Here is a 14,386-nt window from a genome sequence, read left to right as displayed (position 1 = left end):
TTGGAAGTTACTGGGAAGTTTTCCTGCCATGGACACTCCGAACGTCGGCATACCCGAGCAGCTCGCCGGACGCCTGAGCATGCCCGAGCAACACGAGTATCTGCGGAGGAAGTTCAGCAGGCGCCGCGCCCTGACGGGGGCCGCGGCCTCGGTGGGCGGGGCCGCGCTGCTCGGCGGTGGCTCGGCGACGGGCGCGTACGCGGCGCCGGCCCTTCCGACGCGGGCGGCCGCCGCGCAGGTGGACGGCTCCCTCGTCGCCCCCTTCGGCCGGCATCTCGCCTTCGGCGCCGACCCGAAGACGCAGATGCGGATCTCGTGGCAGGTGCCGTTCGCGGTCAAGAACCCGTATCTGCGGGTGGGGTCGAAGCCCTGGGAGCTGAGCCGGAAGATCCCGGCGGAGGTGCGCGCCCTGCACACCCCGTCACTGTCGAAGAAGCTCCCCGAGGTCGAGCAGCTCTACCTGCACGCGGCGCTCGACAACCTTCAGCCCGGCACGACGTACTACTACGGCGTCGGCCACGACGGCTTCGACCCGGCCGACGCGGAGCGCCTCGGCACGCTCGGCACCTTCCGTACGGCACCGGCCGCCCCGGAGACGTTCGTCTTCACGGCCTTCGGCGACCAGGGCGTCAGCTACGACGCGCTCGCCAACGACCAGGTGATCCTCGGCCAGAACCCGTCCTTCCACCTGCACGCGGGCGACATCTGCTACGCCGACAGCAGCGGCCACGGCAAGGAGTCGGACACGTACGACGCGCGGGTGTGGGACCAGTTCCTGGCGCAGACGGAGACGGTCGCCAAGTCGGTGCCGTGGATGGTGACGACCGGGAACCACGACATGGAGGCCTGGTACTCGCCCAACGGTTACGGCGGGCAGAGCGCGCGCTGGTCACTTCCCGAGAACGGCCCGGACCCGTCGAGGGCTCCCGGCGTGTACTCCTTCACGTACGGGAGTGTGGGCGTGGTCGCGCTCGACGCGAACGACGTCTCGTACGAGATCCCCGCCAACAAGGGCTACCTGGACGGGAAGCAGACCGCCTGGCTCGACAAGCGGCTCGGTGAACTGCGGGCGCGGGACGACATCGAATTCGTGGTCGTCTTCTTCCACCACTGCGCGTACTCGACGTCGACGCACGCCTCGGACGGCGGGGTGCGCGACGCGTGGGTGCCGCTGTTCGCCAAGCACCAGGTGGATCTGGTGATCAACGGGCACAACCACGTCTACGAGCGCACCGACGCGATCAAGGGCGCGGGGAACGGGGAGGTCGGCAAGCCGGTGCCGGTCGGCGCGTCGACCGATCCGACGCGCGACGGCATCGTGTACGTCACCGCGGGCGGCGCCGGCAAGGACCTCTACGGCTTCGGGCCGGGCGTGCAGGACAGCTACGAGGGCAACGTGAACGACCGGGAGTCGATCGTCACCTTCCACTGGACGAAGTCACGCCTGCCCGACCCGGACACCGTGGAGTGGTCCCGGGTGCGGTACACCGGCTTCTCGTTCCTCGCGGTGGAGGTGGAGAAGGGCCGGATGAAGGTGTCGGCGCTGGCCGAGTCCGGCGAGCGCATCGACCACTTCGAGGTACGAAGAGGCGCGTAGGGGCTGCCGTTCGGGTCGGGCCCCGGACCCCGGGTCCCGACAACCGGTCTCAGTGACCGGTCTCGCCGCCGTTGTCCCTGCGGTCCAGCGCGCGCTGGAGGGCGGCGGCCGCGGTCCTGGCGGCCTGGCGGTCGGCTTCGCTCGACGGGGAGACGTGGCGGACTCGGCGGCGGACGGGCGTCGCAGTGGCCATGAGGGATCGACTCCTTGAGAATCCGTGGGAATCCTCGCGCGCCATGTGCGCAAGGGGATTTCGAGGCGCCGGAAGGGCGGGAAGCGGGAGCTGCAGGGGTTGCCTGCCTGGTGCTCCGGCTCGCGACCGCCATTCGCCGGATCGGGCGAGTCGTTCGGCTTCTACAAAGCTAGGACAGGTCTCTGCTTCTGTCTCCACAATTACTCGGACTTCCTACTATCTGAGACGGGACCCACATCTCCGGCCCCACCAGCCCCATTGGCCACAGCGGTCACAGTGGTGGCCGAGTCCGGCCGCGTGGCCGGGCCGGGCCATGGCGCGGCCGCCGTCCACGCACCACGATGGGTCCCCTACCGGCCGGGCCGCGGTGGCCCGGCGGGCCCTGGGGAGGAGTCCCACCATGCGCGTCATCAGTCAGCGCCGGCTCGGCGGACCCGAGGTGCTCGAAGTGGTGGAGGTGGAGCGGCCCGAGCCGGGGCCGGGTGAGGTACTGGTCCGGGTCCGGGCCGTGGGGGTGAACCCGGTGGACCGGATGGCGCGCTCCGGCGCCGCGCCGCTCCTCGGTGATCCGCCGTTCACGCTCGGCTGGGACGTCTCGGGCGTCGTCGAGGCGGCGGGCCAGGATGTCACCGAATTCCGGCCGGGCGACGAGGTGTTCGCGATGATCCGGGGCGGCGGCTACGCCGAGTACGTGGCGATCCGGACCGAGCACCTGGCGCCGAAGCCGAGCAATGTCGACCACGTCCAGGCGGCGGCGGTGCCGGCGGCGGCGCTCACCTCCTGGCTCGCGCTCGTCGACGTCGGGCAGATCGGTCCCGGCCGCCGGGTGCTGGTGCACGCGGCGGCCGGCGGGGTCGGACATGTGGCGGTCCAGATCGCCAAGGCCGAGGGCGCGTACGTCATCGGCACGGCGCGCGCCGACAAGCACGACTTCCTGCGCGAGCTCGGGGTCGACGAGCCCATCGACTACACGACCACGGACTTCGCCCACTCGCTGCGGGACGTGGACGTGGCCATGGACCTGATCGGTGGTGACTACGGTCCGCGCACCCTGGTCACCTTGCGTCCCGGTGGGCTGCTGGCCTCGGCGATGCTCTGGGACCCCGGGGTCACCCAGGAGGACGCCGAGACCCGGGGTGTCCGCTTCGCGCCCATCTCGGTCCAGCCCTCGGGTGCGACCCTCCGTAAGGCCGCGGCGCTGCTGGCCGCGGGGCGGCTCCGGCCGCACGTCTCGGCCACGCTCCCCCTGGAGGAGGCGGCCAAGGCCCACGAGCTGGGCGCCTCGGGCCGCACCCAGGGCAAGATCGTCCTGACGGTGCCGTGAGCGGTGCCGGGGCGGGGGCCGGTCGGGCTGCACCGGGGCCGGGGCCCGTCGTTTCCGTTGCGCGGCACCGGGGCGCCGACCGCAACAGGTGAGCCAATCAAGCCCCGCCGGCGATTGAGGCGGCCTTTCCAGCCCCGCCGGCGTTTGAGGCGCGGGGTCCGGGGCGGAGCCCCGGGGCGTAGGACCGGTTCACGCGAACCGCCCCCGGCCGAGGAACACCTCGACCGGGGGCGGCGACACGCTGCAGAGGCGGTCAGCCCATGTGCGGGTACACGTAATCCGTCGGCGGAACCAACGTCTCCTTGATGGCACGGGTAAGCGTCCACCGCTGAAGGTTCTGCGGCGCCCCCGCCTTGTCACACGTACCGGAGGCCCGCCCGCCACCGAACGGCTGCTGACCGACGACCGCCCCGGTCGACTTGTCGTTGATGTAGAAGTTGCCCGCCGCGTAACGGAGCTTCTCCATCGTGTGGGCCGCCGCGGCACGGTCGTTGGCGATGACCGAGCCGGTGAGCGCGTAGTCGGACGCCGACTCCATCTGCTCCAGCATGGCGTCGTACTGGTCGTCCTCATAGACGTGCACGGCCAGGAACGGGCCGAAGTACTCCGTGGAGAACACCTCGTTGGCCGGGTCCGAGCACTCGACGACCGTCGGACGCACGAAGTAGCCGACGGAGTCGTCGTACGTGCCGCCCGCGACGATCGTGCAGGAAGCGTCGTCCTTGGCCCGGTCGATCGCCGCCTTGTTCTTGGCGAACGCACGGTCGTCGATGACGGCGCCGATGAAGTTCGACAGGTCGGTGACGTCACCCATGGCGATGCCGTCGACCTCGGCCGCGAACTCCTCCTTGAACCCGTCGTTCCAGATGGACGCCGGGACGTAGGCGCGCGAGGAGGCCGAGCACTTCTGGCCCTGGAACTCGAAGGAGCCGCGGGTCAGGGCCGTCTTGAGGACGGCGCGGTCGGCGCTCGGGTGGGCGACGACGAAGTCCTTGCCGCCGGTCTCGCCGACGAGACGCGGGTAGGTGCGGTACTTCTCGATGTTGTTGCCGACCGTCTTCCACAGGTGCTGGAAGGTCTTGGTGGAACCCGTGAAGTGGATGCCCGCCAGGTCGCGGTGGTTCAGCGCGATCTCGGAGACGGCGAGGCCGTCACCGGTCACCAGGTTGATGACGCCCTTGGGCAGACCGGCCTCCTCCAGGAGCTGGAGCAGCAGGACGGCGGCGTGCGTCTGCGTCGGCGACGGCTTCCACACGACGACATTGCCCATCAGCGCCGGGGCAGTGGGCAGGTTGCCCGCGATGGCCGTGAAGTTGAACGGCGTGATCGCGTAGACGAAGCCCTCAAGCGGGCGGTGGTCCATGCGGTTCCACACGCCGGTGGAGTTCGCCGGCGGCTGCTCGGCGAGCAGGTTGCGGGCGTAGTGGACGTTGAAGCGCCAGAAGTCGATCAGCTCACAGGGAGTGTCGATCTCGGCCTGCTGCGCGGTCTTCGACTGGCCGAGCATCGTCGAGGCGGCCAGCGTCTCGCGCCACTTCGTGGACAGCAGCTCGGCGGCGCGCAGGATGATCGCGGCGCGGTCGTCGAAGGACGTCGCGCGCCAGGCCGGGGCGGCGGCCAGGGCGGCGTCGACCGCGTCCTGGGCGTCCTGCTCCGTGGCGTTGGCGTACGTACCGATGACGGACTTGTGGTTGTGCGGCTGCACGACGTCGAAGCGCTCGCCGCCACCCAAACGACGTTCGCCGCCGATGGTGCAGGGCAGCTCGATCGGGTTCTCGGCCAGCTCCTTGAGCTTGACCTCCAGGCGGGCACGCTCCGGGGAACCGGGCGCGTAGCCGTGCACCGGCTCATTGACCGGGGCGGGGACCTGGGTCACGGCGTCGAGGGTCATGGGTCCGTATCTCCTTCGGGGGGTCGGGGAGTTATCGGTTGAGCAAGCGGGAGGGGTCAGCCCTTGGTGAGGACCGAGCGGGCGAAGAAGAGCAGGTTGGCCGGCTTCTCCGCGAGGCGGCGCATGAAGTATCCGTACCAGTCGGTGCCGTACGCGGTGTAGACACGCATCCGGTGTCCCTCGGCGGCGAGCCGCAACTGCTCGTCGCTGCGGATCCCGTACAGCATCTGGAACTCGTACTCGTCCAGCTTGCGCCCGGCCTGCCGGGCGAGCTCCTGCGCGATGGCGACGAGCCGCGGGTCGTGGGAGCCGATCATCGGGTACCCGGCGCCCTCCATGAGGATGCGCATGATCCGCACGTACGCCTTGTCGGTCTCGGCCTTGTCCTGGTACGCGACCTCGGCGGGCTCCTTGTAGGCGCCCTTCACGATGCGCACGCGGCTGCCCGCGGCGGCGAGGCGGCGGGCGTCGTCCTCGGTGCGGAACAGGTAGGCCTGGATGACGCAGCCGGTCTGCGGGAAGTCCTTCCGCAGCTCCTCGTGGATGGCGAACATCGAGTCGAGGGTGGTGTGGTCCTCGGCGTCGAGGGTGACCGTGGTGCCGATGTTCGCCGCGGCCTTGACGACCTCGCGGACGTTGGCGAGGGCGAGCTCGTGGCCACCGTCCAGCGCCTGGCCGAACATCGACAGCTTCACGGACATCTCGGCCTTCGTGCCGAGGCCCAGGTTCTTGAGGCGCTCGACCAGCTCCAGGTAGGCGTCGCGCGCGGCCTGTGACTGCTCGACGGTGGTGATGTCCTCACCGACGACGTCGAGCGTGACCTCGAGCCCCTTGGCGGCGGCCTCCTCGATGATCGGCACGACCTGGTCGACCGACTCGCCGGCGATGAAGCGGTCGACGACCTGCTTGGTGCCCGGCGCCGCCGACACGAAGGCGCGCATCTGGTCGCTGCGCGACGCGGCGAGGATCAAGGGAGCCAGCACGGGGCACCTCCACGGGACATGAGTTGAGGACGGGCCGAACCACCGCAAAGCGGGAACAGCACGTGGAACCACCGTGAAATCTAAGGATCCCTCTGATCCTGTGCCATCGACAGCTGTCACGCATCTGTGTCCGCCGCCTCAGACATCTGTATGAAGAGGCGCGCGGGGTGGGTGAGAATGGCGGGATGAAGGGCGACTACCAGGAACTGGTCGACGAGATCTCGGCGCTCCTCGGCGCCCCCGCGACGCTGGAGAACCGCGATTTCCGGCTGATCGCGTTCGGCCAGCAGGTCAGCGCGGACGACTTCGACGAGGCGGCGCTCGACCCGGTGCGCACGCGCTCGATCCTGACGCGCGGTTCGACCTCGGCGGTCCGCTCCTGGTTCGAGGGCTTCGGCATCGCGAGCGCCAAGGAGCCGGTCAGGATCCCGGCGACCCCGGAGGCCGGCGTCTACCGCGGCCGCGTCTGCCTTCCCGTACGCCATCACGGCTTCGTCCTCGGCTACGTATGGCTGCTCGACGACGATCCGGGTCCCACGGAGGAGCAGCTCGACGCGGCGATGGAGGTGGCGGGCCGGATCGGCGCGCAGCTCGCCGACGAGGCGCAGGCCGGCGCGGACCTGACCCGCGAGTTCCACTCCGTGCTCACGGCGGAGCGGGGCTGGCAGCGGGACATGGCGGTGGCGGCGTTGCGCACGGCGCTCGGCAGCCGGGCGCCCGGCCTGCACACGGTGGTCTGCGTCGCGCCGTGGCCCACGGCGGACCCCGACGACGCCCCGTCCGTCCGGACGATCCCGGCGGCGGACGCGCTGTGCACGGTGCCGTGGGGTGTGACCGGCCAGTGCCTCGCCCTGCTGGTGCGGCTGCGCTCGCGCGAGGCGCTGGCGCCCGCGCTGACGGCGGCGGCGAAGCTGCGCGCCCGCGCGGGTTCCCCGGTCGCGGCGGGTGTCGGCGCCGCCCGTGACGACCTCGCCGAACTGGCCACGGCCTGGCAGGAGGCGACGGCCGCGGCGCGCGCCGCGCTGGCCGACCCGCGCCTCGGTCCGGACGCGCAGTGGTCGTCGATCGGCCCGTACCGACTGCTCACCGCGCTCCCCGCGGAGGCCGCGCACGACCCGGCGGTCGCGCCCCTGCTCTCCCCCGCCCACCGTCAACTGGCCCGCACCGCCGAGGTGTTCCTCGACTGCGCGGGCCAGGCGGGCCGCACCGCCGCGGCCCTCGGCATCCACCGCCAGACGCTGTACTACCGCCTGTCACGGGTGGAACAGCTCACCGGCCTCGATCTGGACGAGGGCGAGGACCGGCTCCTTCTGCACATGGGGCTGAAGGCGTCACGCCTCTGAGGCGGTGATGACGCGGCGCAACCCCTCGGTGAGTTCCTCGGCGCTGGGCGCGCTCTCCGGGTCGAGCATGTACTCGGCGATGAGCCCGGTCATCAGCGTCATGTAGAACTTGCCGAGCGTGCCGACGGCGGGGTGGTCGGCAGGCGGTTCTTCGCCGCCCATGAACAGCGGGATGATCCCGCGGCCGCCCTCGACCTGGGCCCTCGCCACGATCTCCCGGACTCCGGGCAACTTGTCGCCCATCACGACGAGTTCCATGCCCAGGTGCCACATGGAGCCGGGCTTGCCCAGACTCTCGATGACGTTGCTCCACACTTCCTGGAAGCGCTCCAGGGAGCCGGCCGGGGCCGTGAGACCGCCCTGCTCGAAGGCGTCGGACGAGCCTTCCACCAGCTCCAGGTAGGCCTGGGCGAGCAACGCGTCCTTCGACCCGTAGTGGTAGCCGATCGACGCCAGGTTCGCCCCGGACTCCTTGACGATGTCGCGCGCGGTCGTGCGCACGAACCCCTTCTCCAGCAGGCACCGCTTGGCGCCTTCGAGCAGATCCTCACGATGTCCCATGGGCTCACCCTAACCGGAATCCAGACGGACGTCTTATACCCACGTCTTATACCTACGTTTTAAACAACCGTACTAGACAAGCGTTTAATACGCTCGTACAGTTCCTGGCATGACGAACCCGACGAGCACCACCCCACCCGCCGCAGCCCTCGCGGGGCGCCGCGAGTGGACCGCCCTCGGCGTATTGATGCTTCCGCTGCTGCTGGTCTCGATGGACGTCTCCGTCCTCTACTTCGCGATCCCGCAGATCAGCGCCGACCTGGAACCGAGCGGCACCCAGCAGCTGTGGATCTTCGACATCTACGCGTTCGTGCTCGCCGGCCTGCTGATGACGATGGGCTCGCTCGGCGACCGCATCGGGCGCCGCAAGCTGCTCCTGATCGGCGCCGCCGCCTTCGGCACCGCCTCGCTCCTGGCCGCGTACGCGAACAGCGCCGAGACCCTCATCGCCGCACGCGCGCTCCTCGGCATCGGCGGCGCGACTCTCATGCCGTCCACCATGGGCCTCATCCGCACGATGTTCACCGACGCCGGCCAGCGCGCGAAGGCGATCGGCATGTGGTCCGCCGTCATGACCGGCGGTGTCGCCCTCGGCTCGGTGATGAGCGGCGTCCTCGTCGAGCACTTCTGGTGGGGCTCGGTCTTCCTGGTGAACCTGCCCGCGATGGTGCTGCTCCTGGTCCTCGGCCCGGTCGTGCTGCCGGAGTCCAGGAACCCGGAGCCCGGCCGCTTCGACCTGCTCAGCGTGCCGCTCTCGATGGCGGCCGTGCTGCCGGTCATCTACGGCATCAAGGAGATCCCGTCCGAGGGCTGGAACGTGCGGTACGTCGTCTCGATCACGGTGGGGCTGCTGTTCGCCGTCCTGTTCGTGCACCGCCAGCGCACCACCAGGTCGCCGCTGGTCTCCCCCGTCCTGTTCCGCGGCCGGGGATTCGCCCCCGCCGTCGTCCTGAACCTCGTCTCCTCCTTCGGCATGATGGGCTCGGCGTACTTCACGACGCAGTACCTCCAGTCCGTGCTCGGCAAGAGTTCCCTGGCGGCCGCTCTGTGGTCGCTGGTTCCCACCGTCCTGGTCGGTGTGGCGGCTCCCGTCTCCGCGCAACTCGTCGCGAAGGGCGTGCACCGCGCACATGTCGTCGCCGGCGGCTTCACCGTCGCCGCCTGCGGATACGGGCTCCTGGCCCTGGCCGGCACCGACTCGCTCTGGCTGGTCCTGGCCGGCGCGGGGGTCCTCGCGTCCGGCATCGTGACCGTGATGTCCCAGATGATGGATCTGGCGCTCGGCACCGTTCCGGTCGCCAACTCGGGCTCCGCCGCGTCCCTGTTGGAGACAGGTGCCGAGTTCGGCGGCGCCCTGGGCATGGCCGTCCTGGGCTCCATCGGCACGGCCGTCTACCGCCACGGCGTCCCCGCGGACGCCCCGGCCGCGGCCCACGAAACGCTGGGCGGCGCCCTCGCGGTCGCCGGGGAACTGCCGGGCGAGGCGGGCCGGGCCCTGACGGCCGCCGTACGGGAGGCCTTCACCGGCGGCATGCAGGCGGCGGCGATCGCCGGAGCGGTCGTGCTCCTGGCCGCCGCGATCCTCTCGGTGGCAACCCTGCGCAAGGTGACGGTGCACGACGCGGCCGCGGACCACACGGACGCGACGCCCGACGCGGCACCGAACGAGAAGGCGACGGCCTGACGGCACAGACGACGGCTCGGAGCCCCCCGGTCGACTCGGGCGGCTCCGACCGGCCGTCCCTGCTCTCTCCCCAGTCAGGATGGACCGCACCAGAGCCCCACCCGGACCGTGCCAGGATGGCCCCGTGGCTCAGACATTCGATACGCCGTTCATCGGCCGGGCGGACGAACTCGCCCGGCTCACCGGCGTCCTGGAGCGGGCCGCGGCCGGCGAACCGCGCGCCGTCCTGGTGGCGGGGGACGCCGGCGTCGGCAAGACCCGGGCGCTCACGGAGGCCTCGGCGCACGCCGCCGCCACCGGCCTGACCGTCCTGACCGGCCACTGCGTGGACGTCGGGGACGTGGGCCTGCCGTACCTCCCGTTCACGGAGATCCTCGGCGCGGCGGCCGCCGACGACAGGCTCGCCCCGGCCTTCGCCGCGTACCCCGCGGTGGACCGGCTCATCGGCGCGGCCTCGGGGGCCGGTTCCGCGCCCGACCCCGGCAGCCGCCTCCAGCTCTTCGAGGGTGTCGCCGGGCTCCTCGCCGACCTGGCCGAACTGACGCCGCTGCTCCTGGTCGTCGAGGACCTCCACTGGGCCGACCAGTCCTCCCGCGACCTGCTCCGCTTCCTGCTCAGCCGGGGCGTCCTGCAGCCCCGCCGCCTCGCGGTGTTCGCCTCGTACCGCGCGGACGACCTGCACCGACGGCACCCCCTGCGGCCACTGCTCGCCGAGCTGATCAGGCTGCCCGCCGTCGACCGTCTCGACCTGCGCCCGATGGCCGACGCGGACATGGCCCGGCTCGTCCGCGCACGCCGTACGGGCCCCGTGCCCGACAGCACGGTCCGCCGCATCGTCGACCGCGCCGAGGGAAACGCCTTCTACGCCGAGGAGTTGCTCGCCGCCCTGCCCGGCGACGACGAGGGCACCGACTCCCCCGCCATGCCCAGCGGTCTGGCGGATGTGCTGCTCATCCGGATCGAGCAGCTCACCGAGACCGCCCAGCAGGTCCTGCGCACGGCGGCCGTCGCGGGCCGCCGGGTCGGGCACGAGCTGCTGCGGGCCGCCGTGCAACTGCCGGAGGAGGAGCTGGAGTCGGCGCTGCGCGAGGCCGTCGGACACCAGCTCCTCGTGCCGGGCGACGACGCGACGTACTCGTTCCGGCACGCCCTCACCCGAGAGGCCGTGTACGCGGATCTGCTGCCCGGCGAACGGGTCAGGCTGCACGGCCGGTTCGCCGCGCTCCTCGCGGGCGAGGGCCGTTCGCCGCAGAGCGCGGCGGAGCGTGCCCACCACTCGCGCGAGAGCCACGACCTGCCCGACGCCCTCGCGGCCTCCCTCGAAGCCGCCGACCACGCCCAGCGCGTCGGCGCGCCCGCCGAGGAGCTGCGGCACCTGGAGACCGCGCTCGAACTCCTGGCCGTGGTGGACGCGCCCGCACGCCCCGAGACCGGCGACGCGGCCACCCTCACCCTGCGCGCCTCGGCCGCCGCCGCCCGCGCGGGCGACCCGCATCGCGCGGTCCAGCTCACCCGCTCCGCGCTCGCCCGGGCCGGCTCCGACGCCGACTCGGAACTCGCGGCGCGCGTGCGCTACACCCTCGCGGGCAACCTGATCCGGATCGACCACCTGGAGGCGGCGTTCACGTACAGCAGCGAAGCACTGGAGCTGATCCCGGCCGAGCCACCCTCCGGCACCTGGGTGTGGGCCGCCGCGACGCACGTCCTGGCCGCGCGGCACGTGGGCCGTAACGAGGACGCCGAGCGCGTCGCCCGGCAGGCGCTCGACGTCGCCAATCGACTCGAACTCGCCGACGCCCAGGCCGACTTGACCATCTCACTGGTCACCCTGGAGACGCACAACCGGCGTACACCGCAGGGCCGGGACCGACTGGTCAGGGCCCGTGAGCTGGCCGGCTCCGCCGGGAACCTCGCGGTGGAGATGCGGGCGCTCTACAACCTCGCCATCGGCTGTTACGAGTCCGGTGACCTGGACGCGTGCCTGCCCTGGCTCGCCGAGGGCCTCACCATCGCCCGCCGCGCGGGGCTCCTCACCTCGCCGTACGCCCTGGAGCTGCGCTACCTGCAGTCCCTGCTGCTCTACACGCTGGGCCGCTGGGACGAGTGCGCGCGTGCGGCGGCCGCCGACACCGAACTGCTGCCGCCCGCGGGCGGGTTCGCGATCGCGCCCGCGCTGTACGTGACGCTGGCCCGCGGCGAGTACGACGCGGCGGTCGCAGGGGCCAGCGGGCTCCTCGACCATCACTTCGACTGGATGGCGGCGCTCGTCGCCGCGATCGTGCTGACCGACGCGGCGGCGCTGCGCGGCGCCGCCGAGGACTGCGTACGACAGGTGCGCGCGTCGGTCGACTCGCTCACCGACGTCTCGGGCGGCACTCGGCCCGACGTCGTGGTGCGGCTCGCCGCGCTGGCCCTCGCGGCCGTCGCGGACGCGGCCGAGGAGGCCCGCCTTTCCGGCGACACGGCGGGCGCGGACCGCTGGGCGGGAACCGCCACCGAGCTGGTGGGGCTGGCCCGCGACACGGCGGCGCACGGTGAGGACGGCACGGAGCAGGGCCCCGAGGGCCTGGCCTGGCTGGCCCGCGCCGAGGCCGAGCGGATGCGCGCCGCGACAGGACCCGACGTCGCGGCCTGGGAGCGGGCCGTGACGGCGTTCGACTACGGCGAGCCGTACGAACTGGCCCGCTGCCGACGGCGGTTGGCCGAGGCCCTGCTCACCGCCGACCGCCGCGAGGAGGCCGCCGAGCAGGCGTACGCGGCCCGCGACACGGCCGTACTGCTCGGCGCCGAACCGCTGCGCGAGGCCCTGGACACCCTGATCCGGCGGGGCCGCCTCGCCGGCGCTCCGGCCGCCGGGGACCGTATCGCCGCGCTGACCTCCCGGGAGAGCGACGTGCTGCGGCTGCTCGGCCGGGGACGTACCAACCGCCAGATCGGCGAGGAGCTGTTCATCAGCGGCAAGACCGCGAGCGTCCACGTCTCGAACATCCTCGCCAAGCTGGGCGCCGCGAGCCGCACCGAGGCCGTGGGCATCGCCTACCGCGAGGGCCTGATCGAACCGGAGAGCAGCGCCTCCGGCCGAGAGCGCACCTGAACGTACGAGGGCCGGGTCACCCGCGGGTGACCCGGCCCTCGTACGCGTACTCCGACCAGAGACCTCAGTCGAGGTTGACGGACCGCGCCGAGGTCGCGCCGATCTCGGCGGCCAGCTCGTTCAGGACCGACTGCGGCACCGTGTCGTCCACGGTCAGGACCGCGAGGGCCTCGCCGCCGACGTCGGCGCGCGAGACCTGCATGCCGCCGATGTTGATGCCCGACTCGCCGAGGACACGGCCCACCGTGCCGACGACGCCGGGACGGTCCTCGTAGCGCAGGACGACCATGTGCTCGGCGAGCGCCAGGTCCACGTCGTACTCGCCGACCGCGACGATCTTCTGGAGGTGCTTCGGGCCCGCGAGCGTGCCGGAGACCGAGACCTTCTGGCCGTCGGACAGGGTGCCGGCGACAGTGACGACGTTGCGGTGCTCGGGCGACTCGGAGGACGTCGTGAGGCGGACCTCGACGCCGCGCTCCTGCGCGAACAGCGGGGCGTTGACGTAGCTCACCGTCTCGTCGACGACGTCCTCGAAGACGCCCTTGAGCGCGGAGAGTTCGAGCACCTTCACGTCGTGCTGGGTGATCTCGCCGTACACCTCGACGTCGAGGCGGACCGCGACCTCGCCCGCGAGCGCGGTGAAGATCCGGCCGAGGCGCTCGGCGAGCGGCAGACCCGGCTTGACGTCCTCGGCGATGACGCCGCCCTGGACGTTCACCGCGTCCGGCACGAGCTCGCCGGAGAGCGCGAGGCGCACCGACTTGGCGACGGCGACGCCGGCCTTCTCCTGCGCCTCGTCCGTGGAGGCGCCGAGGTGCGGGGTGCAGACGACCTGGTCGAACTGGAACAGCGGGGAGTCCGTGCAGGGCTCCTTCGCGTACACGTCGAGGCCGGCGCCCGCGACGCGGCCTTCCTTGATCGCCGAGTAGAGCGCCTCCTCGTCGACGATCCCGCCGCGCGCGGCGTTGACGATGCGCACGTTCGGCTTGACCTTGTGCAGCGCCTCGTCGCCGATCAGGCCCAGCGTCTCGGGGGTCTTCGGGAGGTGCACGGTGATGAAGTCGGAGACCTCGAGCAGCTCGTCCAGCGAAAGGACCTTCACGCCCATCTGCGCGGCGCGCGCGGGCTGCACGTACGGGTCGTACGCGACGACCTTCATGCCGAAGGCGGACATGCGCTGCGCGACGAGGGCGCCGATGCGGCCCAGGCCCACGACACCCAGCGTCTTCTCGGCGAGCTCGACACCCGTGTACTTGCTGCGCTTCCACTCGCCGGCCTTGAGGGCCTGCGAGCCCTGCGGGATGTTGCGCGCGGTGGCGATGAGCAGACCGCAGGCGAGCTCGGCGGCGGTCACGATGTTCGAGGTCGGCGCGTTGACGACCATCACGCCTGCCTTGGTGGCGGCGGACACGTCGACGTTGTCGAGGCCGACGCCGGCTCGTGCGACGACCTTCAGCTTCTTCGCGGCGGCGATCGCCTCGGCGTCGACCTTGGTGGCCGAGCGGATCAGGATCGCGTCGACGTCGGCGATGGCGGGCAGCAGCGCCGCCCGGTCCGCGCCGTTGCACTGGCGGATCTCGAAGTCCGGGCCCAGGGCGTCGACCGTCGCGGGCGACAGCTCTTCGGCGATGAGTACGACGGGTTTGCCGTTGGCAGCAGTGCTCACGTGAGTCCTCACAGGTCCAGTGCGGACGGCCGTCCCGACGGCCGCAGGCG

General features: G+C 71.7%; 10 protein-coding genes. 5 read left to right on the top strand and 5 right to left on the bottom strand.

Annotated features, from left to right (window positions below; translation table 11 throughout):
* Window positions 1-28: 28 nt before the first annotated feature.
* Window positions 29-1,597 carry a purple acid phosphatase family protein gene (locus tag ACIRHA_RS28130; RefSeq protein WP_403851402.1) on the top strand — a complete coding sequence of 523 codons (1,569 nt, stop codon included), beginning with the start codon at window positions 29-31 and terminating at the stop codon, window positions 1,595-1,597.
* A gap of 49 nt (window positions 1,598-1,646) precedes the next feature.
* Here ACIRHA_RS28130 and ACIRHA_RS28125 read toward each other — a convergent pair whose 3' ends face one another.
* A complete protein-coding gene (locus ACIRHA_RS28125) occupies window positions 1,647-1,790 on the bottom strand; it encodes a hypothetical protein (RefSeq protein ID WP_266714423.1) in 144 nt (47 codons plus the stop codon).
* Between the two features lie 400 nt (window positions 1,791-2,190).
* On the opposite strand from ACIRHA_RS28125, the gene ACIRHA_RS28120 reads away from it, so the two are divergent.
* Entirely contained in the window at window positions 2,191-3,114 is a 924-nt protein-coding gene (locus tag ACIRHA_RS28120; protein WP_403851399.1) for an NADP-dependent oxidoreductase, read from the top strand.
* A gap of 253 nt (window positions 3,115-3,367) precedes the next feature.
* Here the strand turns inward: ACIRHA_RS28120 and pruA are convergent, their stop codons facing one another.
* Window positions 3,368-5,005 (bottom strand): L-glutamate gamma-semialdehyde dehydrogenase, encoded by a 1,638-nt coding sequence (gene pruA / locus ACIRHA_RS28115; RefSeq protein ID WP_403851396.1) that lies wholly within the window; start codon window positions 5,003-5,005, stop codon window positions 3,368-3,370.
* 56 nt (window positions 5,006-5,061) lie between these two features.
* Window positions 5,062-5,988 (bottom strand): proline dehydrogenase family protein, encoded by a 927-nt coding sequence (locus tag ACIRHA_RS28110; protein ID WP_403851393.1) that lies wholly within the window; start codon window positions 5,986-5,988, stop codon window positions 5,062-5,064.
* Window positions 5,989-6,173: 185 nt separating this feature from the next.
* Here ACIRHA_RS28110 and ACIRHA_RS28105 point away from each other — a divergent pair, with 185 nt between their 5' ends.
* Window positions 6,174-7,331 carry a PucR family transcriptional regulator gene (locus ACIRHA_RS28105; RefSeq protein ID WP_403851390.1) on the top strand — a complete coding sequence of 386 codons (1,158 nt, stop codon included), beginning with the start codon at window positions 6,174-6,176 and terminating at the stop codon, window positions 7,329-7,331.
* Here ACIRHA_RS28105 and ACIRHA_RS28100 read toward each other — a convergent pair.
* The gene (locus ACIRHA_RS28100) at window positions 7,320-7,892 is read right to left on the bottom strand and encodes a TetR/AcrR family transcriptional regulator (protein WP_403851387.1); all 573 of its coding nucleotides are present in this window, start codon (window positions 7,890-7,892) and stop codon (window positions 7,320-7,322) included. The genes ACIRHA_RS28105 and ACIRHA_RS28100 overlap by 12 nt on opposite strands.
* Before the next feature lie 109 nt (window positions 7,893-8,001).
* Between ACIRHA_RS28100 and ACIRHA_RS28095 the strand changes: the two genes are divergently transcribed.
* Both ACIRHA_RS28095 and ACIRHA_RS28090 read left to right on the top strand, forming a co-directional pair.
* The gene (locus ACIRHA_RS28095; protein WP_403851384.1) at window positions 8,002-9,576 is read left to right on the top strand and encodes an MFS transporter; all 1,575 of its coding nucleotides are present in this window, start codon (window positions 8,002-8,004) and stop codon (window positions 9,574-9,576) included.
* Window positions 9,577-9,655: 79 nt separating this feature from the next.
* Window positions 9,656-12,670: an AAA family ATPase gene (locus tag ACIRHA_RS28090; RefSeq protein WP_403851381.1), complete on the top strand. Its 3,015-nt coding sequence runs from the start codon at window positions 9,656-9,658 to the stop codon at window positions 12,668-12,670.
* A gap of 64 nt (window positions 12,671-12,734) precedes the next feature.
* Here ACIRHA_RS28090 and serA read toward each other — a convergent pair whose 3' ends face one another.
* A complete protein-coding gene (serA, locus tag ACIRHA_RS28085; protein WP_403851378.1) occupies window positions 12,735-14,336 on the bottom strand; it encodes a phosphoglycerate dehydrogenase in 1,602 nt (533 codons plus the stop codon).
* Between the last annotated feature and the right edge of the window lie 50 nt (window positions 14,337-14,386).

This window comes from Streptomyces sp. NPDC102360, assembly GCF_044766085.1.
In the GTDB taxonomy this organism is placed as follows: domain Bacteria; phylum Actinomycetota; class Actinomycetes; order Streptomycetales; family Streptomycetaceae; genus Streptomyces.
This window is presented reverse-complemented; position numbering and strand designations above follow the sequence as displayed.